This window comes from Streptomyces sp. NPDC001980 (assembly GCF_040296885.1).
Classification (GTDB): Bacteria; Actinomycetota; Actinomycetes; order Streptomycetales; family Streptomycetaceae; genus Streptomyces.
The window spans coordinates 412,295-436,892 of record NZ_JBEOYD010000003.1; the positions used below are offsets into that span (position 1 = coordinate 412,295).

Annotated in this window: 23 protein-coding genes; 13 read left to right on the forward strand and 10 right to left on the reverse strand. The window is 71.2% G+C overall.

Annotation, left to right across the window (positions count from 1 at the left end; genetic code table 11):
• The first annotated feature begins 20 nt into the window (after nt 1-20).
• Nucleotides 21-743: a response regulator transcription factor gene (locus ABT137_RS06620; protein ID WP_351703456.1), complete on the forward strand. Its 723-nt coding sequence runs from the start codon at nt 21-23 to the stop codon at nt 741-743.
• Here the strand turns inward: ABT137_RS06620 and ABT137_RS06625 are convergent.
• Both ABT137_RS06625 and ABT137_RS06630 read right to left on the reverse strand, forming a co-directional pair.
• On the reverse strand, nt 733-2,520 hold the full coding sequence (locus ABT137_RS06625; protein ID WP_351703459.1) for an ABC transporter ATP-binding protein: 1,788 nt from the start codon (nt 2,518-2,520) through the stop codon (nt 733-735). The genes ABT137_RS06620 and ABT137_RS06625 overlap by 11 nt on opposite strands.
• 859 nt (nt 2,521-3,379) lie before the next feature.
• Nucleotides 3,380-5,176 carry a bifunctional metallophosphatase/5'-nucleotidase gene (locus ABT137_RS06630; RefSeq protein WP_351703461.1) on the reverse strand — a complete coding sequence of 599 codons (1,797 nt, stop codon included), beginning with the start codon at nt 5,174-5,176 and terminating at the stop codon, nt 3,380-3,382.
• Nucleotides 5,177-5,345: 169 nt separating this feature from the next.
• Between ABT137_RS06630 and mshD the strand changes: the two genes are divergently transcribed.
• Nucleotides 5,346-6,275, forward strand: a complete 930-nt coding sequence (mshD, locus tag ABT137_RS06635; protein ID WP_351703464.1) for a mycothiol synthase — start codon at nt 5,346-5,348, stop codon at nt 6,273-6,275.
• Nucleotides 6,276-6,333: 58 nt separating this feature from the next.
• On the opposite strand, the gene ABT137_RS06640 is transcribed toward mshD, so the two are convergent.
• The 4 genes from ABT137_RS06640 to ABT137_RS06655 form a co-directional block, all read right to left on the reverse strand.
• The gene (locus tag ABT137_RS06640) at nt 6,334-7,881 is read right to left on the reverse strand and encodes an ABC transporter permease (protein ID WP_351703467.1); all 1,548 of its coding nucleotides are present in this window, start codon (nt 7,879-7,881) and stop codon (nt 6,334-6,336) included.
• Entirely contained in the window at nt 7,878-8,750 is an 873-nt protein-coding gene (locus tag ABT137_RS06645) for an ABC transporter ATP-binding protein (RefSeq protein WP_351703470.1), read from the reverse strand. Before ABT137_RS06645 ends, ABT137_RS06640 begins: the two co-directional genes overlap by 4 nt.
• Before the next feature lie 91 nt (nt 8,751-8,841).
• Nucleotides 8,842-9,651 carry a cupin domain-containing protein gene (locus ABT137_RS06650; protein ID WP_351703473.1) on the reverse strand — a complete coding sequence of 270 codons (810 nt, stop codon included), beginning with the start codon at nt 9,649-9,651 and terminating at the stop codon, nt 8,842-8,844.
• A complete protein-coding gene (locus ABT137_RS06655; RefSeq protein ID WP_351703476.1) occupies nt 9,648-10,190 on the reverse strand; it encodes an RNA polymerase sigma factor in 543 nt (180 codons plus the stop codon). The genes ABT137_RS06650 and ABT137_RS06655 overlap by 4 nt, the downstream gene beginning before the upstream one ends.
• Nucleotides 10,191-10,301: 111 nt before the next feature.
• Here ABT137_RS06655 and ABT137_RS06660 point away from each other — a divergent pair, with 111 nt between their 5' ends.
• The 9 genes from ABT137_RS06660 to ABT137_RS06700 all read left to right on the forward strand — a co-directional run bounded on the left by ABT137_RS06660 (nt 10,302) and on the right by ABT137_RS06700 (nt 19,041).
• On the forward strand, nt 10,302-10,703 hold the full coding sequence (locus ABT137_RS06660) for a GntR family transcriptional regulator (RefSeq protein ID WP_351703635.1): 402 nt from the start codon (nt 10,302-10,304) through the stop codon (nt 10,701-10,703).
• A complete protein-coding gene (locus ABT137_RS06665; RefSeq protein ID WP_351703479.1) occupies nt 10,700-11,578 on the forward strand; it encodes an ABC transporter ATP-binding protein in 879 nt (292 codons plus the stop codon). Before ABT137_RS06660 ends, ABT137_RS06665 begins: the two co-directional genes overlap by 4 nt.
• On the forward strand, nt 11,575-12,486 hold the full coding sequence (locus ABT137_RS06670) for an ABC-2 membrane transporter-related protein (protein ID WP_351703482.1): 912 nt from the start codon (nt 11,575-11,577) through the stop codon (nt 12,484-12,486). The genes ABT137_RS06665 and ABT137_RS06670 overlap by 4 nt, the downstream gene beginning before the upstream one ends.
• Nucleotides 12,486-13,283, forward strand: coding sequence for an ABC-2 membrane transporter-related protein (locus ABT137_RS06675; protein WP_351703485.1), 798 nt, complete (start codon nt 12,486-12,488; stop codon nt 13,281-13,283). The genes ABT137_RS06670 and ABT137_RS06675 overlap by 1 nt, the downstream gene beginning before the upstream one ends.
• 197 nt (nt 13,284-13,480) lie before the next feature.
• On the forward strand, nt 13,481-15,838 hold the full coding sequence (locus ABT137_RS06680; RefSeq protein ID WP_502984479.1) for an RNA degradosome polyphosphate kinase: 2,358 nt from the start codon (nt 13,481-13,483) through the stop codon (nt 15,836-15,838).
• Nucleotides 15,819-16,841 carry a CHAD domain-containing protein gene (locus tag ABT137_RS06685; protein ID WP_351703491.1) on the forward strand — a complete coding sequence of 341 codons (1,023 nt, stop codon included), beginning with the start codon at nt 15,819-15,821 and terminating at the stop codon, nt 16,839-16,841. The genes ABT137_RS06680 and ABT137_RS06685 overlap by 20 nt, the downstream gene beginning before the upstream one ends.
• The gene (locus ABT137_RS06690; RefSeq protein ID WP_351703494.1) at nt 16,838-17,254 is read left to right on the forward strand and encodes an NUDIX hydrolase; all 417 of its coding nucleotides are present in this window, start codon (nt 16,838-16,840) and stop codon (nt 17,252-17,254) included. The genes ABT137_RS06685 and ABT137_RS06690 overlap by 4 nt, the downstream gene beginning before the upstream one ends.
• Nucleotides 17,255-17,914: 660 nt before the next feature.
• The gene (locus tag ABT137_RS06695; RefSeq protein WP_351703497.1) at nt 17,915-18,769 is read left to right on the forward strand and encodes an SCO4651 family lipoprotein; all 855 of its coding nucleotides are present in this window, start codon (nt 17,915-17,917) and stop codon (nt 18,767-18,769) included.
• A 104-nt stretch (nt 18,770-18,873) separates the two neighbouring features.
• Nucleotides 18,874-19,041: a hypothetical protein gene (locus tag ABT137_RS06700; protein ID WP_351703500.1), complete on the forward strand. Its 168-nt coding sequence runs from the start codon at nt 18,874-18,876 to the stop codon at nt 19,039-19,041.
• A 37-nt stretch (nt 19,042-19,078) separates the two neighbouring features.
• Here ABT137_RS06700 and ABT137_RS06705 read toward each other — a convergent pair whose 3' ends face one another.
• Entirely contained in the window at nt 19,079-19,417 is a 339-nt protein-coding gene (locus ABT137_RS06705) for a metal-sensitive transcriptional regulator (RefSeq protein ID WP_351703503.1), read from the reverse strand.
• 197 nt (nt 19,418-19,614) lie between these two features.
• Here ABT137_RS06705 and ABT137_RS06710 point away from each other — a divergent pair, with 197 nt between their 5' ends.
• On the forward strand, nt 19,615-20,235 hold the full coding sequence (locus ABT137_RS06710) for a DUF47 domain-containing protein (protein WP_351703506.1): 621 nt from the start codon (nt 19,615-19,617) through the stop codon (nt 20,233-20,235).
• Nucleotides 20,236-20,242: 7 nt separating this feature from the next.
• Nucleotides 20,243-21,241 carry an inorganic phosphate transporter gene (locus tag ABT137_RS06715; RefSeq protein WP_351703509.1) on the forward strand — a complete coding sequence of 333 codons (999 nt, stop codon included), beginning with the start codon at nt 20,243-20,245 and terminating at the stop codon, nt 21,239-21,241.
• A gap of 418 nt (nt 21,242-21,659) precedes the next feature.
• Here ABT137_RS06715 and pstB read toward each other — a convergent pair whose 3' ends face one another.
• From pstB to pstC, 3 genes are read right to left on the reverse strand one after another with little or no spacing between them, the layout of a single operon-like run.
• Nucleotides 21,660-22,436 (reverse strand): phosphate ABC transporter ATP-binding protein PstB, encoded by a 777-nt coding sequence (gene pstB, locus ABT137_RS06720; RefSeq protein ID WP_351703512.1) that lies wholly within the window; start codon nt 22,434-22,436, stop codon nt 21,660-21,662.
• Between the two features lie 40 nt (nt 22,437-22,476).
• The gene (gene pstA, locus ABT137_RS06725) at nt 22,477-23,523 is read right to left on the reverse strand and encodes a phosphate ABC transporter permease PstA (protein ID WP_089101701.1); all 1,047 of its coding nucleotides are present in this window, start codon (nt 23,521-23,523) and stop codon (nt 22,477-22,479) included.
• The gene (gene pstC, locus ABT137_RS06730) at nt 23,520-24,530 is read right to left on the reverse strand and encodes a phosphate ABC transporter permease subunit PstC (RefSeq protein WP_351703516.1); all 1,011 of its coding nucleotides are present in this window, start codon (nt 24,528-24,530) and stop codon (nt 23,520-23,522) included. The genes pstA and pstC overlap by 4 nt, the downstream gene beginning before the upstream one ends.
• Nucleotides 24,531-24,598 lie beyond the last annotated feature (68 nt).

The following is a 24,598-nucleotide window of genomic DNA, read 5'->3' on the forward strand; positions in this document are numbered from 1 at the left end:
TTTGTCAGATGGCGAGTCAGATGGCGAGGAAGATTTTGCTGGCCGACGACGACGCGGCCGTGCGGGACGGGATCGGGCGGCTGCTCAGGTTCGAGGGGTACGAGACGGTCCTCGCCGGGGACGGCAGAGTGGCCCTCGATCTGGTCGGGACTCCGGAGAGCGAGCCGGACCTGGTGCTGATGGACGTGGAGATGCCGGGCCTCGACGGGCTGGCGGCCACCCGGCGGATCCGCGCGTCCGGGTCCACCGTGCCGATTCTCATGATCACCGGGCGCAATGCCGTGGGGGATCGGATCGTCGCCCTCGACAACGGCGCCGACGGGTACCTGGCCAAGCCGTTCGCCGCCGAGGAACTGCTCGCCCGGGTGCGGGCGTTGCTGCGGCGCAGTCCGCGGCAGGGGGCGGGAGCCGCGGGAACTGGACCGGGCGAGGAACGGTTCCTCGGGTTCGGCGACGTCTCGATGGATCTGCGGAGCCGGACCGTGCACCGCGGGGACCGGGCCCTGGACCTGACGAAGACCGAGTACGCGCTGCTGGAGTTCCTGCTGCGTCATCCGGGGCGGGTGCTCAGCCGGGAGCGGATCCTGCGGGACGTGTGGGGCTTCGAGTTCGCGCCCGCGTCCAACACGCTGGACGTCTACATCATGTACCTGCGGCGGAAACTGGAGAGCCGCGGCGAACCGCGGCTCATCCACACCGTGCGCGGGCTGGGCTACACGCTCAGGAACGGTGCTACCACCTGAGGATCATCGTCTCGTCCGGTACCGGCGCCGGTTCGGCCGCGATGGCCTCCGGGAGCGGGTGGGCCAGGGCGGCGTAGGCGCCGTCGCGGGCGAGGAGTTCGGCGTGGGTGCCCGCCTCCACCAGGCGGCCGCGGTCGACGACCAGGATGCGGTCGGCGTCGGGGGCGAGGGTGAGGTCGTGCGTGATCATGATGGTCGTGCGGCCCGCCATGAGCCTGCGCAGCGGGGCCACCACCTGGCGGGCGGCGATCGCGTCCAGGCCGGCCGTCGGCTCGTCGAGGACGAGGACCGGGGCGGCGCGGAGCATCGCGCGGGCGATGGCGATCCGCTGGAGCTGGCCGCCGGAGAGGGCGGCCGTGCCGGGGGCGATGTGGGTGGCGTAGCCCTCGGGGAGCGCGGCGATGAAGTCGTGGGCGGCGGCGTCGCGGGCCGCCCGCTCGATCTCCTCGTCCGTCGCGCCGGGCCGGCCGCACTCGATGTTCTCGCGCACCGTGCCGTTGAGGATCAGCGTCTGCTGCGGGAGCAGGGCGACGTTCTCGCGGAGGAACTCCAGGGGTACGTCGGTGAGCGGGACGCCGTCCAGGCAGATCACGCCGGCCGAGGGGTCGTAGAAGCGGGTGAGGAGCTTGGAGAGGGTGGACTTGCCGGCGCCGCTCTTGCCGGTGACCAGGACCAGTTCGCCGGGGCCCGCCGCGAAGTCGACGTCGCGGAGGGAGGCACGGCGGGACTCCGGGTAGCGGAAGGAGACGTTGTGGAAGCTGACCCAGCCGCGCACCGGCCAGGGGCCGACGGGCCGGGCGGGGTCGGTGACGGCGGGCTCGGCGTCCAGGATCTCGCCGATGCGCTCCGCGCCCGCGGTGGCCGCGGTGAGGGTCAGGCCGAGCTGGCCGAGGTTGCGGATCGGCGGGTAGAGGTAGCCGAGGAAGGCCGCGAAGGCGAGGAGCTGGCCGAGGGTCATGCGGTCGGCGGAGATCTCCCAGACGCCCAGGCCGATCACGGCCAGCACGCACACCGTCTCGACGACCTCGACGAACTGCGCGTACATCTCGCTGAGGCGGGCCCCGCGCACGCTCGCCCGCATCCAGGCGCGGGCCTCGACGTCGAGGCGCTTCTCCTCGTCCCGGCGGCGGTTGTACGCCTGGGTGAGGACGACGTTGCCGAGGGACTCCTCGACCACGGAGGTGATCGCGCCGTCGGCGACCCGCTCGTCCTGGGAGGCCGTCCTGATCCGGCCGGAGAAGCGGCGGGCGGCGAACAGGAACAGCGGCGCGAGGACGAAGGTGGCCAGCGCCAGGTCCCAGCGCAGCCAGAAGGCGGCGGCCGCGTAGAAGACGGCGGAGAAGGCGGCGGCGACGGTGCCGACCACACCGGACACGACCATCTGCTCGATGGCCTCGACGTCACCGGTGAGGCGTTCCACCAGGTCACCTTGGCGGTGCCGCTGGAAGAAGTGCGGGGGCAGGTCCTGGACGTGTCGGAAGACCTTGGCACGCAGCCGCAGCACGAATCTCTCGGCGGTCCAGGTGGCCAGCGAGTTGCCGAGGTAGCCGACGAACGCGCCCACCGCGGCGACCAGCAGCCAGGCGCCGGCCGGGCCCCAGAAGGCGGCGAGCGAACCGGCCTGCAGGGCGTTGTCGGTGAGGTCGGCGAAGAGCAGGATCGCGGCGGTCTCGGCGAGCGCGGACACCACGACACACGCGATGATCATCCACAGCCACTTGCGGTCGCCGCGGGTCAGCGGCCAGAAGCGGCGGAAGGCCGTACGGGCTTCTCTCATGGTCGGCAACTCCCTTCAGGGGTCTCGGAGGGTCTCGGGGGGGGCGGACATGGCCGAGGCGGGGCCACCGGTGCGACCACGCGTAACCGGTGACCCCGCCTCACGGCGTTCGTCAGTGCTGGTCGCCGACGGGGCGCTTCGGCTCCGGCTTCTTCGGCGCGGGCTTCTTCGGGGCCGGAGCCGGCTTGCGGTGCTTCTTGACGGGGACGATCTTGTGGAAGCTCATGATGCTGTTCCTCTCGGTCGCGGCTTCTGCCGTGGCTTCTGTCTTGGTTCTGCAACAGTTTCTCTACTGCCTTGCTGCAGCCACCTGTGAATTGATTTGAATTACGTCTGTAAATTCTTTGTCAGCGCTCGTCGCCGACCGGACGGCGCTTCGGAGCCGGCTTCTTCGGCGCGGGCTTCTTCGGGGCCGGAGCGGGCTTGTGGTTCTTCTTGACGGGGACGATCTTGTGGAAGCTCATGGAAATTCCCTCCTCTGGGCTGGCGAGTTAGCGGTTGCCCACGGGGCGCTTGGGCTGGGACTTCTTGCAGTCCTTCTTCTTCGGAGCCGGCTTCGGAGCGGGCTTCTCGGCCTTCTTCACCGGGACGATCTTGTGGAAGCTCATGATCTTCTCCTTCGTTCTGTCGTCCGCGCCGTTCGCTTTCGACATGGAAAACATTACGTGATCCGAGAGCCAGAGAAAGCCATTTTCAGTTAGACCTCGATGAATTGCGGCTGAGATGAATTTTCAGGAGCAACCGGGAACCGTTCACTGCCTCACATAGGTTTTATCCAGCAGATCCAGCACATCCAGCAGAAAGGGCCCGGTACGCACGGGTGTGCGTACCGGGCCCAGGGTGGGGCGGAGGCGGGTGACTACTGCACGACCGTGATCCGGTTCGCGGCCGGCGGCGCGAGGGGGCTCGCGGCCGAGGAGTTGGCCGTCAGGTACTCCGCGAGGGCGGAGAGGTCGTCGGTGCCGACCAGGTCGTCGGTGCCCTGGCCGAGGGTGGTGAAGCCGTCGCCGCCGCCCGCGAGGAAGGAGTTGGTGGCGACGCGGTAGGTGGCGGCCAGGTCGACGGCCGTGCCGTTCAGCTTCACGGAATCGGTGACGACACGGTCCGCGCCCGTCTTCGTCAGGTCCAGGGTGTAGCTGAGGTTGGCGGACGGCTGGAGGATCTTCGGAGCGGCCGCGTTGGCACCGCTCACCTGCTCCTTGAGCACCTGGACGAGCTGGGCCCCGGTGAAGTTCTGGAGGTTCACGGTGTTGGCGAACGGCTGGACCGTGAAGCCCTCGGCGTACGTCACGACGCCGTCGCCCTCACTCCCCTTGGCCGCGTACGTCAGACCGCCCCGCACCCCGCCCGGGTTCATCAGCGCGAGGTCGGTCTCCGGGTCCAGCTCCTTGCCGTAGGCGAACTGGGCGTCGGCGATCAGGTCGCCCATCGGGGACTCGGTGCCGGTGCTGTTGACGTCGGCGGAGATGTAGCCGATGGCGCGGTTGCCGATCGGGGCGGCGAGGGTGTTCCACTTGCCGATCAGCTCGGTCATGTCGGGCGCCTTGGCGACGTCCCGGGTGACCACGTGGTTCGCCGACTGCACGGCCGTACGCGCGATGTCGCCGGTGCGGCGGTCGTAGGTCAGCGTGGTGTCGGTGTAGAGGCGGCCGAAGGAGGCGGCGGAGGTGACCATGCGGGGGTTGCCGGCCGGGTCGTCGATCGTGCAGACGTACGCGGTGTGGGTGTGGCCGGTGACCAGCGCGTCCACGGCCGGGGTCACGTTCTTCGCGATGTCGACGATCGGGCCGGAGATGCCGCTGCCGGCGCCCGCGGAGTCGCAGTCGTAGTTGTAGGTGGAGGAGGACGGGAAGCCGCCCTCGTGGACCAGCGCCACGATCGACTGGACGCCCTGGCGCTGGAGCACCTTGGCGTACTTGTTGATGGTCTCGACCTCGTCCTTGAAGGCCAGGCCCTTGACGCCGTCGGCGGAGACGATGCCGGGCGTGCCCTCCAGGGTGACGCCGATGAAGCCGATCTTGACGTCCTTCTTCTGCCAGACCCAGTACGGCTTGAGGATCGGCTTGTCCGTCTTCTCGTCGAGGACGTTGGCCGCCAGGTACGGGAAGTCGGCGCCCTTGAACTTCTTGTCCGTGTAGCAGCCGTCGGTGGGGTGGCAGCCGCCGTTCTGGAGGCGGGCCAGTTCCTTGGCGCCCTCGTCGAACTCGTGGTTGCCGACCGTCGTGACGTCCAGGTCGAGCTTGTTGAGCGCCTCGATGGTCGGCTCGTCGTGGAAGAGGCCGGAGATGAGCGGGGAGGCGCCCACCATGTCGCCGCCGGCGGCGGTGACGGAGTACGGGTGCCCCTTGCGGGCCTGCCGCAGGTGGGTCGCGAGGTACTCGACACCACCGGCGTCGATCGTCTTGGTCGTCCCGTCGGCCTGGGTCTCGGTGACCCGGCCCGAGGAGCCGGACGGCGGCTCCAGGTTGCCGTGCAGGTCGTTGAAGGAGAGCAGCTGGACGTCCTGGTAGCGGCTGGGGCCGTGGTGCCCGTGCCCCTTGCCGGAGTGCGCGTCGGCGGGCAGCGCGCTCGCCAGGGCCGCGACGGTGGCGAGCCCTGCGGCCGACGCGAGCAGCGCGTACGAACGCCGTCTGGACGGTCTGGACTTCGCTGGCATGGAACCCCCCTGTGGGTCTGCTGAGAAGTGGCCCGGTCCGGCGCAGCCTAGGGTCAACGCGCGTAGCGCAACAGGGGGTTCATGGTTACATCTTGGTTGCCGGTTGCCCTGCCCTTTACCTTCCCCCAGTGCCCGCACTTTGCCGACCCGGCCCCGTACCCTCGTACGCATGACCAGCGACGACACCGCACGGCCGCCCATGTACTCCCGCTCCATCGACACCTACTCCGCGCTCACCCCGGATCAGGCCGAGGCCGTACGGGAAATGCTGGCGCAGGCCGCTCAGGCCGACGGCCAGCAGCCGGTGTCCGAGCAGGGCCGCCTCCAGCTGAGCGGCGGCGCCCGGGAGGGCGTCTCCCATCTGCTCCTCTTCGTGGGCGACGAACTCGTCGGCTACGCCCAGCTGGAGGACACCGATCCGGTGGAGGCGCCGGCCGCGGAGCTGGTCGTCCATCCGGCCCACCGGGGCCACGGCCACGGCCGCGCGCTGGGCGCCGCCCTGCTGGCCGCGTCCGGCAAGCGGCTGCGGGTGTGGGCGCACGGCGGCCACTCGGCGGCCCGCCACCTCGCGCAGGTCCTCGGTCTCACGCTGTTCCGGGAACTGCGCCAGATGCGCCGCCCGTTGACCGGCCTGGACCTGCCGGACCCGAAGCTGCCCGAGGGCGTCACCGTCCGCACCTTCGTCCCCGGCCGGGACGACGCGGCCTGGCTCGCCGTCAACGCCGCCGCCTTCGCCCACCACCCGGAACAGGGCTCGCTCACCCAGCGCGACCTGGACGACCGCAAGGCCCAGCCCTGGTTCGACCCGGCCGGCTTCTTCCTCGCGGAGCGCGGCGGCGAACTCCTCGGCTTCCACTGGACGAAGGTCCACGACGCGGAACGCCTCGGCGAGGTCTACGTCCTCGGCGTCTCCCCCACCGCCCAGGGCGGCGGCCTCGGCAAGTCCCTCACCACCATCGGGCTGCGGTATCTGGCCGAGCGGGGGCTGCCGACGGCGATGCTGTACGTCGACGCGGACAACACGGCGGCGGTCGCGGTCTACGAGCGACTGGGCTTCGTGACGCACGAGACGGACCTGATGTACCGGACGGAGACGTGACGGGGACGTGACGGACACCTGAGGGTCGTCCCTCACCGGCCGCCGTGCACCACGGGGCTCAGCCCGCCTGGCAGTCGTCCGGGCCCTTCGGTGCCTGCACGCCGAGCAGGCGGGCCGCCTCGGCCGTCGTCGTGTGCGGTGAGACCAGCTGCTGCCAGTGGGACTTCACCCGGGCCGCCACCGTGTCGTGCGGCTCGCGGAACAGTTCCCGTACGACCTCGGTCTGCTGGGCCGAGACGGACATGCTGCCGCCGTCCGGGGTGAGGACCGCGGCCGAGCCCGAGAGGCTGTCGTCGATGCGGAGGTGGCGGAAGGTGTCCTCGGGGGTGGGGTCGGTGGCCAGGGCGAGCCACATCGTGGTGACCGCGCGGGCGTCGCACATCTCGACGGAGGCCTGCTCGTTGCCCGCGACCAGGACCCGGGCGACCCCGACCGCGAACTCGGGCACCCGGTTGCCGCCCCACTGGGTGCCGACGGTGACCGTGCCGGGGGTGGAGCTCGTCGGGAGGGTGGCGTCCGTGGTGAGGTCGGTGACCTCCTGGATGCGCTGACGGACGGTGAGGCGGGTGGTGGCCTGCTCGCCGCCCGCCTCGGACCGGACGCGATGGACGACTCCGGCCCAGTCGACCGTCCAGCCCTTCCAGTCCGGGTACGCGCAGTACCGGGAGCCGGCCCGCTCGACGCACGTCTGGAACTTCGCCGGGTGGTCCGCCTCCGCCTTCCGAGCGGCCTGCAGACCGGCGGAGTCCCCCGGTGCCTGACCGGCCACGCCGGCCACCGTCGCCGCCAGGGCCACGGCGGTCGCCGCCTTCAGGAGCCGCGCCCGGCCGCCGGCCACCAGCATCGCCGCGCACACCACCAGCACCGTGAGCCCCAGCAGGTAGAGCGCGTGCCAGCTTGCCGGGCGGCCCAGCAGTTCGCCGGGGACCGGGGTGCCGCCGTTCTGCAGCACCGCGGGCCACAGCCAGTCCACGCCGTGCGTGCCGGAACCGCCGGTCAGCAGGCTGGTGACCAACCCGATCGCGAGCAGGAAGAGCAGCGGGGCCGCCGGGTGGGGCAGGACCCGGGCCAGCAGCACGCCGATCGCACCGGCGAGCAGGACGGTCAGCGGGGCCACCGCCAGTTCGAAGACCGAGCCGTGGCCGACCGCGCCCGGCCGCAGCGCCGCCCAGGCGAACTGGACGTCGACCACCAGGGCCATGCCGACCGCGAAGGGCACGGCGGACAGGGCGTGGGCGAGCGTACGGCGCGCGGGCGACATCGCCAGCACCCCGAACTGCTCCTCCAGGCCGCGCCGCCGGTTGAGCAGCGCCGCCCGGTGCACGCACACCAGCAGGGCCACGGCGAACAGCTCCGGGCCGCCCTGGGTGGAGCGGTCCACGTCGTGCAGGACGGGATACGCGTCCATGCCCTCGTCCCGGCCGAACAGGCCGTACCCGACGTAGGCGAGATACAGCAGGCCGAAGACCAGCAGCGGGATCTGGAGGAGGAGCTGGCGGGCCTCGAACACGGCCAGGGCGAAGACGGACGCGGACGCGGTGTCGCGCTCGCGGTGCTCGCGCCCGGCGGGCGCCGGCTCCGGGTCCTTCACGAGTACGGTCGTCATGCCGCCGCCACCTCCGGGCCCGCCGCGTTCTCCGTGTCGAGGACCAGCAGGTAGCCGTCCTCCAGGGTCGGTTCGAGCAGGTCGGCGCCGGTGGGCGGGTCGCCGACGTTGCGGAAGGTGCCGGTGCCGGTGCGCCAGCCCGCCCGTGCGCCCGGGGCGCGTTCCGTGCTGCTCCACACGCGTCCGGCCGCGCGGGCCGTCAGCTCGGCCGGCGTGCCGTCGAACCGGACCCGGCCGCCGACCAGCACGATCACCCGGTTGCAGAGCATCGCCACGTCCTCGGTCTGGTGGGTGGACAGCAGGACCGTGCGGCCCTCACCGGCCTCCGCGATCAGCTCCCGGAACCGCATGCGCTGTTCCGGGTCGAGTCCGACCGTCGGCTCGTCCAGGACCAGGAACCGGGGGTCGCCGACGAGCGCGGCGGCCAGCGCGACCCGCTGCCGCATCCCGCCGGAGAGCCGCTTGATCCGCCTGCCGCGTACGTCGGCCAGGCCGACCTGGTCCAGGACCCGCCGCACCTCGCGGTGGCGGCCGCCGCGGTCGGTGAGCTCCTTGAGGATGGCGACGTAGTCGACGAACTCGAAGGCCGTGAAGTCCGGGTGGAAACCGGGGGTCTGCGGGAGGTAGCCGAGCGTGCGGCGGACCGCGAGCCGGCCGGCCGGGGTGGCCGGGTCCTCGCCGTGCACCGTGAAGGCGCCGCCGTCCGGCGGTACGGCGGTGGCGAGAACCTTCAACAGGGTGGTCTTTCCAGCGCCGTTGGGCCCGATCAGGCCGGTGACGCCGTCCGTCAGGGACAGGGTGACGCCGTCGAGCGCCGGGGTGCCGCCGTAGCGCACGGTGAGGCCGACGGCGGAGACAGTGGTGTTCAACGTAGGACTCCAGCGATCAGGCGGGCAGTCGGGCAGTCGGTCGACAGGGCAGTCGGGCAGTCGGCCGATGGGGCAGTCGGGCAGTCGGGCATCAGTAGGGCCTGGCGTCGAAGCGGTCCCGCACCTGGTGGAGCAGGAGCGTCGCCAGTGCGGCGAGAGCGGCGGCCACCGACTGCCCGGCCGTGGTGAAGGCGGCCGACGTGTGCGTCGGGTGCATCGCCGCCACCGCCATCAGGGCGGTCCACGCCCCGCCGACCAGTCCGGGCCCGAGCAGCGGACCCAGCCGGGCGGAGAGGGCGAGGCCGGCCGCGGTGAGCGCGAGGGCGGGCAGCAGCCAGCCGAAGGCGAGCAGGCCGTAGCCGGGCAGGGCCAGCGCGGCCAGGCAGTTGAGGCCGAGCGAGGCGGTCAGCGCGGCCACCGTGCGGATCATCAGCAGCCGGAAGCCGTGCGTCGGGGCGACCGCGGCGATCTCGTACGTCGGGTCGAGGACCGGTCCGTACGACAGGGCCACCGCGGCGAGCGGGAGCAGCGGGGCGAGGGCCAGGAACAGGGCCGGGGCGTCCACCGCGTGGACCACCAGGACCGTCGCCGCCAGCACGAACGCCACCGAGGCCAGCCAGGAGCGGCGCAGCACCGGGGTCGCGGTGAGCAGCTGTGCGGTGTGGTCGGCGACCCCGAGGCGGACCAGGAGCCGTTGGCCCAGCCCTGGGCTCGGCGCGTCCAGTTCGGCGTCCAGGCGCTCCCAGCCGGCGTCCAGCGCGACCGGGTCCGACACGGACGCCAGTACCGCCCTGCACTCGGCGCAGGAGCCGACGTGGGTGTCGGCCGACCACAGCAGCGGCGACGCCAACTCGCCGTGCGCGTACGCCCGTAGATCCTCTTCAGACACATGCCAGGTCATGCCAGCTCCTCCCGCAGCTGCTTGCGCGCCCGCATCGCGCGGGTCTTGACCGTCCCCGGCGGGATGCCGAGCAGGACCGCGGCCTCCCGGGTGGTCAGTCCGTCGATCACCGTCGCCTGGAGCACCGCCCGCAGTTCGGGCGAGAGCCGGACCAGGGCCCCGGCGAGGTCCCCGTGCTCCACCCCCGCGAGCACGCGTTCCTCCGCCGAGGCCTCGTCCCGGTGCCGCAGCCGGGCCAGCGCCTGCCGCAGCCGGCCCCGGGCCCCGTCGCCGCGCAGCGCGTCGACCAGTCGCCGCGACCCGATGCGCCACAGCCACCCGGCGGCGTCACCCTCCTCGTGGTAGCGGGCGGTCCCCCGCCACACCGCCAGGAACGTCTCCTGCACGACGTCCTCGACGACCGCCGGATCCGCGCACCGGCCGCGCAGCCGCGCGGTCAGCCACGGCGCGTACCGCCGGTACAGCTCCTCGAAGGCGCGCCGGTCCGAGTCCGCGGCTATGGCCCGCAGCAGCTCACCGTCGCTTCTCGTTCCGCTCACGTCTCCTCATCGCACGAGCCCCGCCGATCGGTTCACCGATCCCGGGTTGACTTTCGGGCAGTACTTCCACCACCCTTTCACTACTCAATTAGTGAAAGGGTGGTTGTACGGGTGGTCGAGTACCGCATCGACCGGCGCTCCGGCGTCGCCACCTACGTCCAGATCGTCCAGCAGACCAAACAGGCCCTGCGCCTGGGGCACCTCCAGCCGGGAGACAAGCTGCCCACCGCCCGTGAGGTGGTCGAGGCCACCGCCATCAACCCCAACACCGTCCTCAAGGCCTACCGGGAGCTGGAGCGCGAGGGCCTGGTCGAGGCCCGGCGCGGCCTCGGCACCTTCGTGAAGCGCTCGCTCGGCACCGCCCCGGCCGCCGAGTCCCCCCTGCCCGGGGAGCTGGCGGACTGGGCGGAACGGGCCCGTGCGGCCGGCCTGGACCGCGACGACGTGGCCGCACTCTTCACCGCCGTACTCGAAAAGCACTTCGCGAAGCACCTCCAAGGAGAGAGTTCATGACCGACACCGCGATAGCGGCGTCCGCGCTCGGCAAACGGTTCGGCCGGCGCGGGGGCTGGGCGCTGCACGACTGCACCTTCCGGCTCCCCGCCGGGCGGGTCTGCGCCGTCGTCGGCCCCAACGGGGCGGGCAAGTCCACGCTCCTCGCCCTCGCCGCCGGTCTGCTCGGCGCCACCGAGGGCGAGCTGACCGTCCTCGGCACCACCCCGGCCGAGGCGCGCGGCCGAGTCGGTTACGTCGCCCAGGACAAGCCGCTGTATCCGCAGCTCACGATCGCCGAGACGCTGGCGATGGGCGCCGACCTCAACCCGGAGCGCTGGGACGCGGCCACCGCCGAGCACGTCGTGGCCGGCGGCGACCTGGACCCGAAGTCCCGGGTCCGCGCCCTCTCCGGCGGCCAGCGCACCCGGGTCGCGCTCGCCCTCGCCCTCGGCAAGCGGCCCGAGCTGCTCCTCCTCGACGAGCCGATGGCCGACCTCGACCCGCTGGCCCGGCACGAGCTGATGGGCGTGCTGATGGTGGAGGCCGCCCAGCACGGCACCACCATCGCGATGTCCTCGCACGTGGTCGCCGAACTGGAGGACTCCTGCGACCACCTGCTGCTGATCGGCGGCGGCCGGGTCCGGCTGGCCGGCGAGATCGACGACCTGCTGGGCGCACACGCCCGGGTCGCCGCCCCCGCCGACGCCGACCTCGCCCCGCACACCGTCGTGGACTCCCGGACCACCGGCCGGCAGCTCAGCGCCCTGGTCCGCCCGGCGGGCCCGCTGCCCGCCGACTGGCGCACCGACACCCCTTCCCTGGAGGAGCTGGTCCTCGCCCACCTCCGCAACCCCGAGGCCCCGGCCCTGACCGCGGTGGAGGCCACCGTATGACCACCCTGACCGCCCCCGCACCCGCGCCGGCCGCCCGGGCCCACCTCACCCGCTGGGTGCTGCGCCTGCACCGCCCCGCGCTGTACGTCTGGACGGGCCTGGCCCTCGCCCTCGCCGCCCTGCTCCTCCTGCTGTACGGCCCGCTGACCGACGCCGCGGCCGACGCCTGGCGCCAGTACGACGCCTGCACGGACTGGCAGCGGTGCAGGTACGACCAGAACGCGATCCTGCGCTACAAGGACTGGTACAACTACGCCACCCTGGCCGTGGCCGCGGTGCCCTTCCTGACGGCCGCCTGGGCGGGTGGCGCGTTCGGCAAGGAGCTGGAGTCCGGCACCGCCCGGCTGGCCTGGACCCAGTCCAGCACCCCCGTGCGCTGGCTGACCGTCCGGCTCGCGGTACCGGCCGCGGCCGTCGCCGCCGGGACCGCGCTGCTGGTCTGGCTGCACCACCTGGCCTGGGCCGCGGGCAACGGCCGTATCGACACCGCCAAGCAGTGGTACGACATCCCGACCTTCCACACCAACGGCCCCACCCTCGTCGCCCTGGCCCTGTGCGGCCTGGCCGCCGGCGCGCTGACGGGCCTGCTGTCCCGGCGCACCCTGCCCGCCCTGGGCCTCGGCCTGCTCCTCACCGGCGCGGTCTGGACCGCCGCCCAGCTGCTCCTGCCCCGCCTGTGGCCGACCAGGACCAGCACCGGAAAGGCCTACTTCGCCCTCCCCAACAGCTCCTGGACATGGCGGTCGGGCAAGCTCGCCGACGACGTCCAGTACGGCGACTACCACCCCGCCTCGCACTCCTGGCCGCTCCAGCTGACCGGCACCGCCCTGATCCTCGGCGTGACGGCCCTGCTGACCCTGGGCTGCTTCCTGGCGCTGCGCCGCCTGACCGGAAAGACCACCGCCTGATGACCGCCCTGCCCGCCGCCCCCAGCCCCACCCCCGCACCCGCGGCCGCGTCCGCCCACCGCTCCCTGCGCCGGCTGCACCGCCCCGCGCTGCTCGTCTGGGCCGTGTTCGTGCTGCTCGTGACGGGCTGGCTGCTCTGGCTGCACCTCTCGGAGGTGCCGGCCGAGCGGACCTGCCCGCACCTCCCCTTCGACAGCGAGGAGTACGCCGCCAACTGCGATTACTCCGCGTTCACCGACGCCAACAACGTCTTCAACTTCCTCGGCGAGGCCCTCAGCTACTCCTGCGTCGCCGTCGCCGCCTGGGCGGGCGGGGCGCTGATCGGGCGGGAGCTGGAGTCCGGCACCGCCAAGCTCGCCTGGACCCAGTCCGTGTCCCCGGTCCGCTGGCTGGCCGGCAAGCTGACCGCGGCCGCCCTGCCGCTGGTCGCCGGGGGCGGGCTGCTCGCGCTGGTCTTCGGCCGGGCATGGACCTCCGACCAGGACTGGCTGGTCAGCAACTGGACCTACGACCGGGTCTTCGTCCCGCGCGGCCCGCTGCTGCCGGCCCTGCTCCTGTTCGGCCTCGCCGTCGGCGCCCTCGCCGGGATCGCGCTCGGCCGCACCCTCCCGGCGCTCGGCGCGGCCGCCGCCGTGACCCTGGTGACCAGGCTGTACCTGCGCGAGGCGTGGAAGCCGCTGCACGGCCCGCTGCACGGCTTCTGGGCCGTGCAGCTGAGCGCCACCGCGATGGTGCTCGTGCCGGCCGCCGCGGCCACAGTCGGCGCGTTCTGGCTCTTGCGCCGCCGGACCCGCTGAGGGACCGTCGGTCCCGCGCGTACCCCCGGACGGCGGAAGGGCGTGCGGGACCGGTGGGAAGGTCGTACAGGATCGTCACTTTCGTGATCCCGAAGGCCTCCTCAGGCTGATCACAGACGTCCGCGAGCCTCCCGCCGCTATCCCATACGCCATGTCTTCGTAACCATTGGTTCAGACGGACTTGCGACGCTCAGCCAATGAAGCCCGCCGTGCCAGAGCCTTCGCCGCCCCCCGAGGGGTTCGCGGGAAACGGGGTCGTCCAGCTCCCACCCGCACGTTCCGACGCGCCTGTCACGGCCCGGGCGCGGAACAATGGGGTCATGAGTCAGCAGAACGCCCAGGCAGCCGAGGTTCAGCACGTCCAGCCCTCCGTGGGCTCCATAGCAGCACACCGCCCGCACACCGTGGCCGCCGTGGTCTCCGACCTGGAACCCGACCTCGACGCCGACCTCGACACGTACGAGGAGTCGCAGGTCGACGGGGTTCAGCTGCCCCAGGGGCGCTTCCTCGACCGGGAGCGCAGCTGGCTCGCGTTCAACGAGCGGGTTCTCGAACTGGCCGAGGACCCGAACACGCCGCTGCTGGAGCGGGCGAACTTCCTGGCGATCTTCGCGAGCAACCTGGACGAGTTCTTCATGGTCCGGGTGGCGGGCCTGAAGCGCCGGATCGCCACCGGGGTGGCCACCCGCTCCGCCTCCGGGCTGCAGCCCCGCGAGGTGCTGGAGATGATCTGGGCCCGCTCCCGCGAGCTGATGGCCCGGCACTCCGCCTGCTACCACGAGGACGTCGCCCCCGCGCTCGCGGAGGAGGGCATCCACCTGGTCCGCTGGGCCGAGCTGACCGAGAAGGAGCAGGCGCGGCTCTTCACGCTGTTCCGGCACCAGATCTTCCCGGTCCTGACCCCGCTGGCGGTCGACCCGGCGCACCCGTTCCCGTACATCTCCGGGCTCTCCCTGAACCTGGCCGTGGTCGTCCGCAACCCGGTCAGCGGTCACAAGCACTTCGCCCGCGTGAAGGTGCCGCCGTCGCTGTCCCGCTTCCTGGAGAGCTCCCCGGGCCGCTACGTCCCGATCGAGGACGTCATCGCCGCCCACCTGGAGGAGCTGTTCCCGGGCATGGAGGTCGTGGAGCACCACGCCTTCCGGCTGACGAGGAACGAGGACCTGGAGGTCGAGGAGGACGACGCGGAGAACCTGCTCCAGGCCCTGGAGAAGGAGCTCATGCGGCGCCGCTTCGGGCCGCCGGTGCGCCTGGAGGTCGAGGAGTCCATCGACCGCGAGGTCCTCGACCTGCTGGTGCGCGAGCTGAAGATCTCCGAGGCGGAGGTCTACCCGCTGCCCGGCCCGCTCGACCTCACCGGCCTGTTCCGCTTCGCGAGCCTGGACCGCCCGGAGCTGAAGTACCGCAAGTTCATCGCGGGCACCCACCGCGACCTCGCCGAGGTCGAGTCGGCGTCCGCGCCCGACATCTTCGCCGCCCTGCGCGAGCGGGACGTGCTGCTGCACCACCCGTACGACAGCTTCTCCACCTCCGTGCAGGCCTTCGTCGAGCAGGCCGCCGAGGACCCGGACGTCCTCGCGATCAAGCAGACCCTGTACCGGACCTCCGGCGACTCCCCGATCGTCAACGCGCTCATCGACGCCGCCGAGGCCGGCAAGCAGGTCCTCGTCCTGGTCGAGATCAAGGCCCGCTTCGACGAGCACGCCAACATCAAGTGGGCGCGCAAGCTGGAAGAGGCCGGCTGCCACGTGGTCTACGGCCTGGTCGGCCTGAAGACCCACTGCAAGCTGTCCCTGGTGGTCCGCCAGGAGGGCGAGACGCTCCGCCGCTACAGCCACGTGGGCACCGGCAACTACCACCCGAAGACCGCGCGCCTGTACGAGGACCTCGGCCTGCTCACCGCCGACCCGCAAGTCGGCGCGGACCTGTCCGACCTGTTCAACCGGCTCTCCGGCTACTCCCGCCGGGAGACCTACCGCCGCCTGCTGGTGGCCCCCAAGTCGCTGCGCGACGGACTGATCGCGCGCATCGAGAAGGAAATACAGCACCACCGGGCCGGCCGCCCCGCGTTCATCCGCATCAAGGTCAACTCGATGGTGGACGAGGCGATCATCGACGCCCTCTACCGCGCGTCCATGGCGGGCGTGCCGGTCGACATCTGGGTGCGCGGCATCTGCGCGATCCGCCCGGGCGTCGCGGGCCTGTCGGAGACCGTCCGGGTCCGCTCGATCCTCGGCCGCTTCCTGGAGCACTCCCGGGTCTTCGCCTTCGGCAACGGCGGCGAGCCCGAGGTGTGGATAGGCAGCGCCGACATGATGCACCGCAACCTCGACCGCCGGATAGAGGCCCTGGTCCGGGTCGTCGACCCGGCTCACCGGGCCGCGCTCAACCGGTTCCTCGAATCCGGCATGTCCGACTCCACCTCCTCCTGGCACCTGGGCCCGGACGGCGAATGGACCCGGCACGCGACCGACGCGGACGGCCAGCCCCTGCGCAACACCCAGGAGATGCTCATAGACGCCCGGAGGCGCCGGCGTGGCACAGCAACACCTTGAACCGACGGACCCGACGGCCCGGGTGACGACCGGGGACGCCCTCGCGGGCTACCTGCGCGCCCAGGCCACGGAGTTCCTCCGCGCGCTGCGCCTGCACCGGGAGACCGGGACGGTGAGCGCGACGGAGGAGTCCGTCGACGCGGCCCGCGCCCTGCGCCGCTCGGCCCGGCGCATCAGCGGCAGCCTGCACACCTTCCGACCGCTCCTGGAGACCGACTGGTCCGAGGAGATCCGCCCCGAACTCGCCTGGCTGTCGGGCACGTTGGGCCTTGAGCACGCCTACGAGGCCCGGCTGGAGCGTCTGTTGCTGGCGCTGCACCGCCTCTCCGGCTCAACGACCCTGCCGGGCCAGGCCACTTCGGACACGGCGGCCGACCGCGGCAACCTCACGGTGGGCGCGGCCAAAGCCGGCGCCCTCCTCGACCGCCAGCTCACCCTCGCCCGCACCCGGGCCCACTCCACGGCCCTCCAGGCGCTCGGCTCCTCCCGCTTCCACGCGGTCGCCGACAAGGTCGCGGTGCTGGCCAGCGAGGTCCCGCTGACGGCCGCGGCGCCCGCCACCGACCTGCGCCCGCTGGCGTCGGCGGCCGAGGAGCGCCTCACCGACGCCATCGCGGCGCTCCCCCTGGTCACCGCGGGCCACCCCTACAACGCGGAGGCCCTGGTCCACGGCCTGTCCCCGGACCCGGCCCCGCACCCCCAGGACGGCCCCTGGCACCAGGTCCGCCTCCTGCTGCGCCTGCACCGCTACGCCCGCGAGGTGCTGTGCGGCGAGGACGCGCCCGTGGACGTACGACTGCTCGCGGCCGGCCAGGCCCTGAACCGGCACCGCGACGCCTCGGAAGCCGCCGCCGCGGCCGCCTCGGCGGCCCGCACCCCGCGCATCGCCCCCGCGACGGCCTACGCCCTCGGTGTCCTCCACGCCGACCAGCGGCACGAGGTGGAGGCGGCCAGGTTCGCGTTCCAGCAGGCGTGGCAGAAGCAGCGGGTGGAGGCCGTGTGACCGACACCCCGGTGCTGGCGGCGGGCTGCGTCCTGTGGCGCCGCTCGCCGGTCGACGGCGACCTGGAGGTCTGCCTCGTCCACCGCCCCAAGTACGACGACTGGTCGCACCCGAAGGGCAAGCTCAAGCGGGGCGAGGACGCGGCGACGGGCGCGTTGCGCGAGGTGGCGGAGGAGACCGGCTACACGGCCGCGCTCGGCAGCGAGCTCTCCACCGCCCACTACTACGCCAACGGCCGCCCCAAGGACGTCCGTTACTGGGCCGGCGAGGCGGGCGAGGGTCACTTCACCCCGAACCACGAGGTGGACAGGATCCTGTGGCTCCGCCCGGCGGAGGCCCGGCAGCGCCTGACCCAGCCGCGGGACGCGGAGTTGGTGGACGAGCTCCTGGCCTCGCTGCACAACACCCCCTAGGGGGCTCGACGGAACCAGGGTCCGACTGGGGTCCGGCCCTGGGAAGTCGAACGGCGGCAGGTGTTCGGCTTCGGGCATGACCGAACACCCGTCCGGGCACCCTCGGACCCTCCACCGGGTTCCGCTCGTCGGCCGTTACGCGGAACTGCGGTTGCTCGGCAGCTATGTGACGAGTACGCAGGAAGGCCAGAGCGGCGCGGTGCTGCTGCTCGGCCGATGGAACACCAGAGCCACGTCGCCCTGGTGCACGCCCTGCACCGCGACGCCGTGTACGAGACGCTCACTCCCGAACGGTGGCTGGTCGCGCAGTTCCTCCCCCAGCCTTCGGCCGGGGTACCCCCAGCGCCCCTCGGGGCGCTGCCGCGCCTCATGCCTGGGTTCTGTGACCTTCCCCGTCCGTCCGCGCGAGGCTTCTCGCCCGTCGCGCCGGTCCTCGCCACCCACACGTGCACCGGGCGAAACAGAACCGCCCCTGTTCGACCATGCTCGTGTGGTGTTCCTGTCCGTGCAAGGCCCGCTCGGAACCGTCCTCCTGCGCCACGCCGACAACGTTACCCACGCCCGGTAAAGCACTGGTATGCGTGACGGCCCCACCCACCCCTCGTTAAGCGGAACGACGCGGGACCCGTGACGGACGTACCGGCTGGGGGTAGGCAGGCAATGGAACGGCGGCAGCACTGGCGCGCTGGGAAGACGGCCGTCACCGTAGGGCTCGTGGTCGGCCTCGGCGCCTGCGCCACCGGCTGCGGCGGCGCCACGGCCGAGGGCGTCAGCGGCTCCCCCGGCGACAACCCGGTCGCCCTCCTGAAGCGCGCGGCGGACACCCTGCGCGCCACCCGCACCTCCCAGGCGACGACCTCCATGGAGATGGCCACCGGCGGCACCCGGGTCACCATCCGCGGCAAGGGCGTCTACGACTACGAACGGCAGCTCGGCAGGCTCACGGTCGTCCTCCCGCAGGACCCCGCCGGCACCTCCGAGCACCGCCCGATCACCGAACTCCTCGCCCCGGGCGCGCTGTTCATGAAGAACCGGGGCGCCGGGGTGCCCGCCGACAAGTGGGTCCGGGTGGAGACCGCGACCCTCTCCGACGGCAACCTGGTCACCGGCGGCGCGACCGACCCGTTCGCGGCGGCCGAGCTGCTGCGCGGCACCCGCACCGCGACGTACGTGGGAAAGACCGAGTTCGCCGGGACCGAGGTCCGGCACTACCGGGGCACCGCCGACCTCGCGGCCGCCGCCCGCTCGGCGTCCGCCGACGACAGGGCCGCCCTGGCCGCCGCGGCGAAAGGGTTCGCCACCCCCGAGGTCCCGTTCGACGTGTACCTCGACAAGCAGGGCCGGATCCGGAAACTGCGGCAGCGGTTCAGCTTCGTCAACGACAGCGGCAAGGGCACGGTGGCGGTCGCCTCGACGACCCTGCTGTACGGTTTCGGCACTCCGGTGGACGTGAAGCTGCCACGCTCCGAGGACATCTACGCGGGCCGGATCGCCGAAAACCAGCCGACGCACTAGTCAGGGAACGGCTCTGTGCAACCTGTGAACTAGCCCGTCCGTGCCATGCGCGTTGTGTAGACCGCTGCCTACTCTAGAGAGTCGGTGACGGCAGAGAAGAGGTGATGCACGTGGCTCCGGTCGGCGGTACGGCAGTTCAGGACCACGTGGCCCTCGCCGAGATCGAGCTGTGCGGAGAGCTGATCATCGCGGCGTCGGCCGCCGAGGACCGGCTCAGCCTGGAGAGTATCGACGAGGTGCTGCGCGTGGCCGAGGAGCGCGAGGTCTACTGATTCAGGCCAGGCGCCGGTCGGGACCGCTCGGGTCGGCTCAGGTCCGCAGCAGGCGGGCGATGGCCTGGGTGGCCTCCTCGACCTTCGCGTCGATCTCCGACCCGCCCTTGACGGCCGCGTCGGCGACGCAGTGCCGCAGGTGTTCCTCGAGGAGCTGGAGGGCGAAGGACTGCAGGGCCTTGGTGGAGGCGGAGACCTGGGTGAGTATGTCGATGCAGTAGGTGTCCTCGTCGACCATGCGCTGCAGACCCCGGATCTGACCCTCGATCCGGCGCAGCCGTTTGAGGTGCTCGGCCTTCTGCTTGTGGTAACCGTGCGTGGTCGCCGGCGCTCCGCTTCCGGAGGGCGTCGTGGCGCCGGCCTCGGTGGTCGTCATCGCGTCCTCCGCATCGTCGATTCATATACCCCTGGTGGGTATATGGTAACGAACTTTGCTGGGTATAGGGCCCTCGGGACGCCCCCTTCATGATCACCAAGCCCGATGGGCGAAACTGGAGGGCGGCCCATTAGCCGTGGCCGGATGATGCGCTTAGCATCAGCCTGACCGAAACCCATGCATACCGAGGACCCCAAGTGCGCTTTCGTCTGACCCCCAGGGAGACGAGCTTCTACGACATGTTCGCCGCGTCCGCGGACAACATCGTCACGGGCTCGAAACTCCTGATGGAACTGCTCGGGGCGGACGCGTCTGCCCGGGCCGAGATCGCAGAGCGTATGCGGGCAGCGGAACACGCAGGTGACGACGCCACGCACGCGATCTTCCACCAGCTGAACTCCTCGTTCATCACGCCCTTCGACCGCGAGGACATCTACTCCCTCGCATCGTCCCTCGACGACATCATGGACTTCATGGAGGAGGCCGTCGACCTGGTCGTCCTCTACAACATCGAGGAACTGCCGAAGGGCGTCGAGCAGCAGATCGAGGTGCTGGCCCGGGCCGCCGACCTGACGGCCGAGGCGATGCCCCACCTGCGCACGCTGGAGAACCTCACCGAGTACTGGATCGAGGTGAACCGCCTGGAGAACCAGGCGGACCAGATCCACCGCAAGCTTCTCGCCCACCTCTTCAACGGCAAGTACGACGCGATCGAGGTGCTGAAGCTCAAGCAGATCGTGGACGTCCTGGAAGAGGCGGCGGACGCGTTCGAGCACGTGGCGAACACGGTGGAGACCATCGCCGTCAAGGAGTCCTGAGCCGTCGATGGACACCTTCGCGCTCGTCGTGACCATCCTGGTCGCGCTCTTCTTCACGTATACGAACGGTTTCCACGACTCGGCGAACGCGATTGCGACCTCGGTCTCCACCCGCGCGCTGACGCCGCGCGCGGCCCTCGCGATGGCGGCCGTGATGAACCTCGCGGGCGCCTTCCTGGGCTCCGGGGTCGCCAAGACGGTCAGTGAGGGCCTGATCGAGACGCCCAAGGGCTCCACGGGCCTGGGCATCCTCTTCGCGGCGCTGGTCGGCGCGATCGTCTGGAACCTCGTCACCTGGTACTTCGGCCTGCCCTCGTCCTCCTCGCACGCGCTGTTCGGCGGCCTGGTGGGCGCGGCACTGGCCGGCGGCACGACCGTCCTCTGGAACGGCGTCGTGGACAAGGTCATCATCCCGATGTTCCTGTCCCCGCTCGTCGGCCTGGTCCTCGGCTACCTGGTCATGACGGCCATCATGTGGCTGTTCCGCCGCTCCAACCCGCACAAGGCGAAGCGGGGCTTCCGGATAGCGCAGACCGTCTCCGCGGCCGGCATGGCGCTCGGCCACGGCCTCCAGGACGCCCAGAAGACGATGGGCGTCGTCGTCATGGCACTGGTGATTTCCGGCCACGAGACGTACGGCGACCCGATCCCGGTCTGGGTCAAGATCATCTGTGCCGTGATGCTCTCGCTCGGCACCTACGCCGGCGGCTGGCGCATCATGCGCACCCTCGGCCGCAAGATCATCGAACTCGACCCCCCGCAGGGCTTCGCGGCCGAGGCGACCGGTGCGTCGATCATGTTCACCACGGCGTTCCTCTTCAAGGCGCCCATCTCCACGACCCACGTCATCACCTCGGCCATCATGGGCGTCGGCGCGACGAAGCGCGTGAACGCGGTCCGCTGGGGCATCGCCAAGAACATCGTCCTGGGCTGGTTCATCACGATGCCGGCAGCGGCCCTGGTAGCGGCAGCAGCCTTCGGCATCGTGGACCTGACGCTCCTCTAGCCCCGATCCCGCCCACCGGGGCTCCCGGCCACCGCCAGAGCCGAACCACCCCAACCCCCCGGGGGCGCGGTCAACGCCCCGAACCAATCCAACAAACCGCCACCCCAACCCCCAGGGGCGCTGGGGGTACCCCCGGCCGAAGGCTGGGGGAGGAACTGCGCGACCAGCCCCCACCGGCCCGCAGCCGCCGTACAACAGTGCCTCCCGCCCTCTGCGGCGCTCTCCTCCCCCACCCAGACGCGCAGAGAACCTCACCACGCCCTACCCTCGACCTCGCCTCTTTCAACGAACCGAGTCGGGTGGGTGGGCGGGCAAGAGGACATACAAAAGGCGGGCCCGCCCCCGGGAGCCAGGGGCGGGCCCTTTTGCATCCTCGCGGTGGCACCGCCATGCAGCACCGCGAGGGGTCAGGTCCGGCTCAGCCGAATCGGCCGGAGATGTAGTCCTCGGTCGCCTGGACCGACGGGTTGGAGAAGATCCGCTCCGTGTCGTCGATCTCGATCAGCTTGCCGGGCTGGCCGACGGCGGCCAGGTTGAAGAACGCCGTGCGGTCGGAGACACGCGCCGCCTGCTGCATGTTGTGCGTCACGATGACGATCGTGAAGCGCTCCTTCAGCTCACCGATCAGGTCCTCGATGGCGAGGGTGGAGATCGGGTCGAGCGCAGAGCAGGGCTCGTCCATGAGCAGCACGTTCGGCTCGACCGCGATCGCGCGGGCGATGCAGAGCCGTTGCTGCTGACCACCGGAGAGGCCGGAACCCGGCTTGTTCAGGCGGTCCTTGACCTCGTTCCAGAGGTTCGCGCCCTTGAGCGACTTCTCGACGATGTCACCGAGCTCGCTCTTCCTGAAGTTGCCGTTCAGCCGCAGACCCGCGGCCACGTTGTCGAAGATCGACATCGTGGGGAAGGGGTTCGGGCGCTGGAACACCATGCCGACCTCGCGGCGCACCGCCACCGGGTCGATGTTGGCGCCGTACAGGTTCTCGTCGTCGAGGAGGACCTTGCCCTCGACCCGGCCGCCGGGGGTGACCTCGTGCATGCGGTTGAGCGTGCGCAGGAACGTCGACTTGCCGCAGCCGGAGGGGCCGATGAACGCCGTGACGGTGCGCGGCTCGATGTTCATCGAGATGTCTTCGATGGCCTTGTGGGAGCCGTAGTAGGCGGTGAGCCCGCTTACGTCGATTCGCTTGGACATTTACTTCTTCACTTCCAAAGTGTCGGTCGCTGTCGGCCGGTCAGCGACCGGTCTTGGGGGCCTTCCAGCGGGCGATGCCGCGGGCCACCAGGTTCAGGATCATCACGAAGGCGATCAGCGTGAGCGAGGCCGCCCAGGCACGGTCGTAGGCCGCGTTGGCCCCGGCGCTGTCCGCGTACTGCTGGTAGATGAACAGCGGCAGCGACGACTGCGCACCCTCGAAGGGGTTGTTGTTGATGAACGGGTTGCCGAACACCAGCAGCAGCACCGGCGCGGTCTCACCCGCGATACGGGCGATGGCCAGCATGACACCGGTCGTGATGCCGCCGATGGAGGTCGGCAGGACCACCTTAAGGATGGTGCGCCACTTGGGCACGCCGAGCGCCAGGGACGCCTCGCGCAGCTCGTTCGGGACGAGCTTGAGCATCTCCTCGGTGGAGCGCACGACCACCGGCATCATCAGGATGGCCAGGGCCAGCGATCCGGCGAAGCCGAAGGGCTGCATCTTGAAGATCAGCATGATGCTGAGGATGAACAGACCCGCGACGATCGACGGGATACCGGTCATCACGTCCACGAAGAAGGTGACGGCCTTGGCGAGCCGGCCGCGTCCGTACTCGACGAGGTAGACCGCGGTGAGGATGCCGATCGGGGCGCCGATCAGGGTGGCGAGGCCGACCTGCTCCAGGGAGCCGATGATGGCCGCGTAGGCACCACCGCCGGTGTCGGCGTTGGCGACGACGCCCATGGAGTGGCTGAGGAAGTAGGGGTCCAGGACCTTCACACCGCGCGAGACGGTCACCCAGATCAGGGAGACCAGCGGGACCACGGCGATGACGAAGGCAACCCAGACCAGGGAGGTGGCGACGCGGTCCTTGGCCTGCCGGCGGCCCTCGACGCGGGCGGCGATGACATAGGTGCCGAGGACGTAGAGGAGGCCGGCGATCAGGCCCCACTGGACCTTGCTGTCCAGGCCGCCGACGAGGCCGATGAGCACGCCGAGGACGATGGACCCACCGACGATGGCGTAGGGGGACCACTTGGGGAGGCTGGCACCGCGCAGGGTGCTGGCTGCTGCGGTGCTCATGCGTTGGCCCCCGAGTACTCTGCGCGGCGCTGGATGATGATGCGGGCCGCGCCGTTGACCAGCAGGGTGATGACGAAGAGGACCAGACCGGAGGCGATGAGCGCGTCACGGCCGTCCTCGGTCGCCTCGCCGAACTTGCTGGCGATGTTCTGGGCGAAGGTGCCGCCGCCCGGGTTGAGCAGGCTGGCGTGGATGTCGAAGTCCGGGGAGAGCACGGTGGCGACGGCCATCGTCTCGCCGAGCGCGCGGCCGAGGCCGAGCATCGAGGCGGAGATCACGCCGGAGCGCCCGAAGGGCAGCACCGACATGCGGACGACCTCCCAGCGGGTGGCGCCGAGGGCCAGCGCGGCCTCTTCGTGCATCTGCGGGACCTGACGGAAGACCTCGCGGCTCACGTTGGTGATGATCGGCAGGATCATGATCGCGAGCAGGATCGAGACGGTCAGGATCGTACGCGGGGCGCCGCCGTCCCAGGAGAAGATCCCGGTCCAGCCGAAGTAGTCGTTCAGCCAGCTGAACAGGCCGGTCATGTGCGGGACGAGGATCAGCGCGCCCCACAGGCCGTACACGATGGACGGCACGGCGGCGAGCAGGTCGATCACGAACGCGACGGGGCCGGCCATGCGGCGCGGCGCGTAGTGCGTGATGAACAGCGCGATCGCGACCGCGATCGGGACCGCGATGGCCATGGCGATGATCGAGGAGACGATCGTGCCGAAGGCGAGGACCGCGATGCCGAAGGTCGGCGGGATGAGGTTGGTGTTCCACTCGAAGGTGGTGAGGAAGTTGCCGTGGTCGCGGTTGATCGCGAGGGCGGCCCGGTAGGTGAGGAAGACCGCGATCGCGGCCATGATCACCAGGAGCAGGACACCGGAACCGCGGGAGAGACCGAGGAAGACTCGGTCACCCACCCGGGTGGCGCCGCGCGCGTTGCGCTTCTGCTGGGCCGCGGAGGGCTGTGGGGGGGTAGGGGGAGATGCGTCTGTTGTCTGCGTCGATATGTCCATCGGGTTCTCCGGTCTGCGGAGTCGCCTTGGGGGGCGGCTCGGAGAAGCCGTACGCCCCACACGTAAGG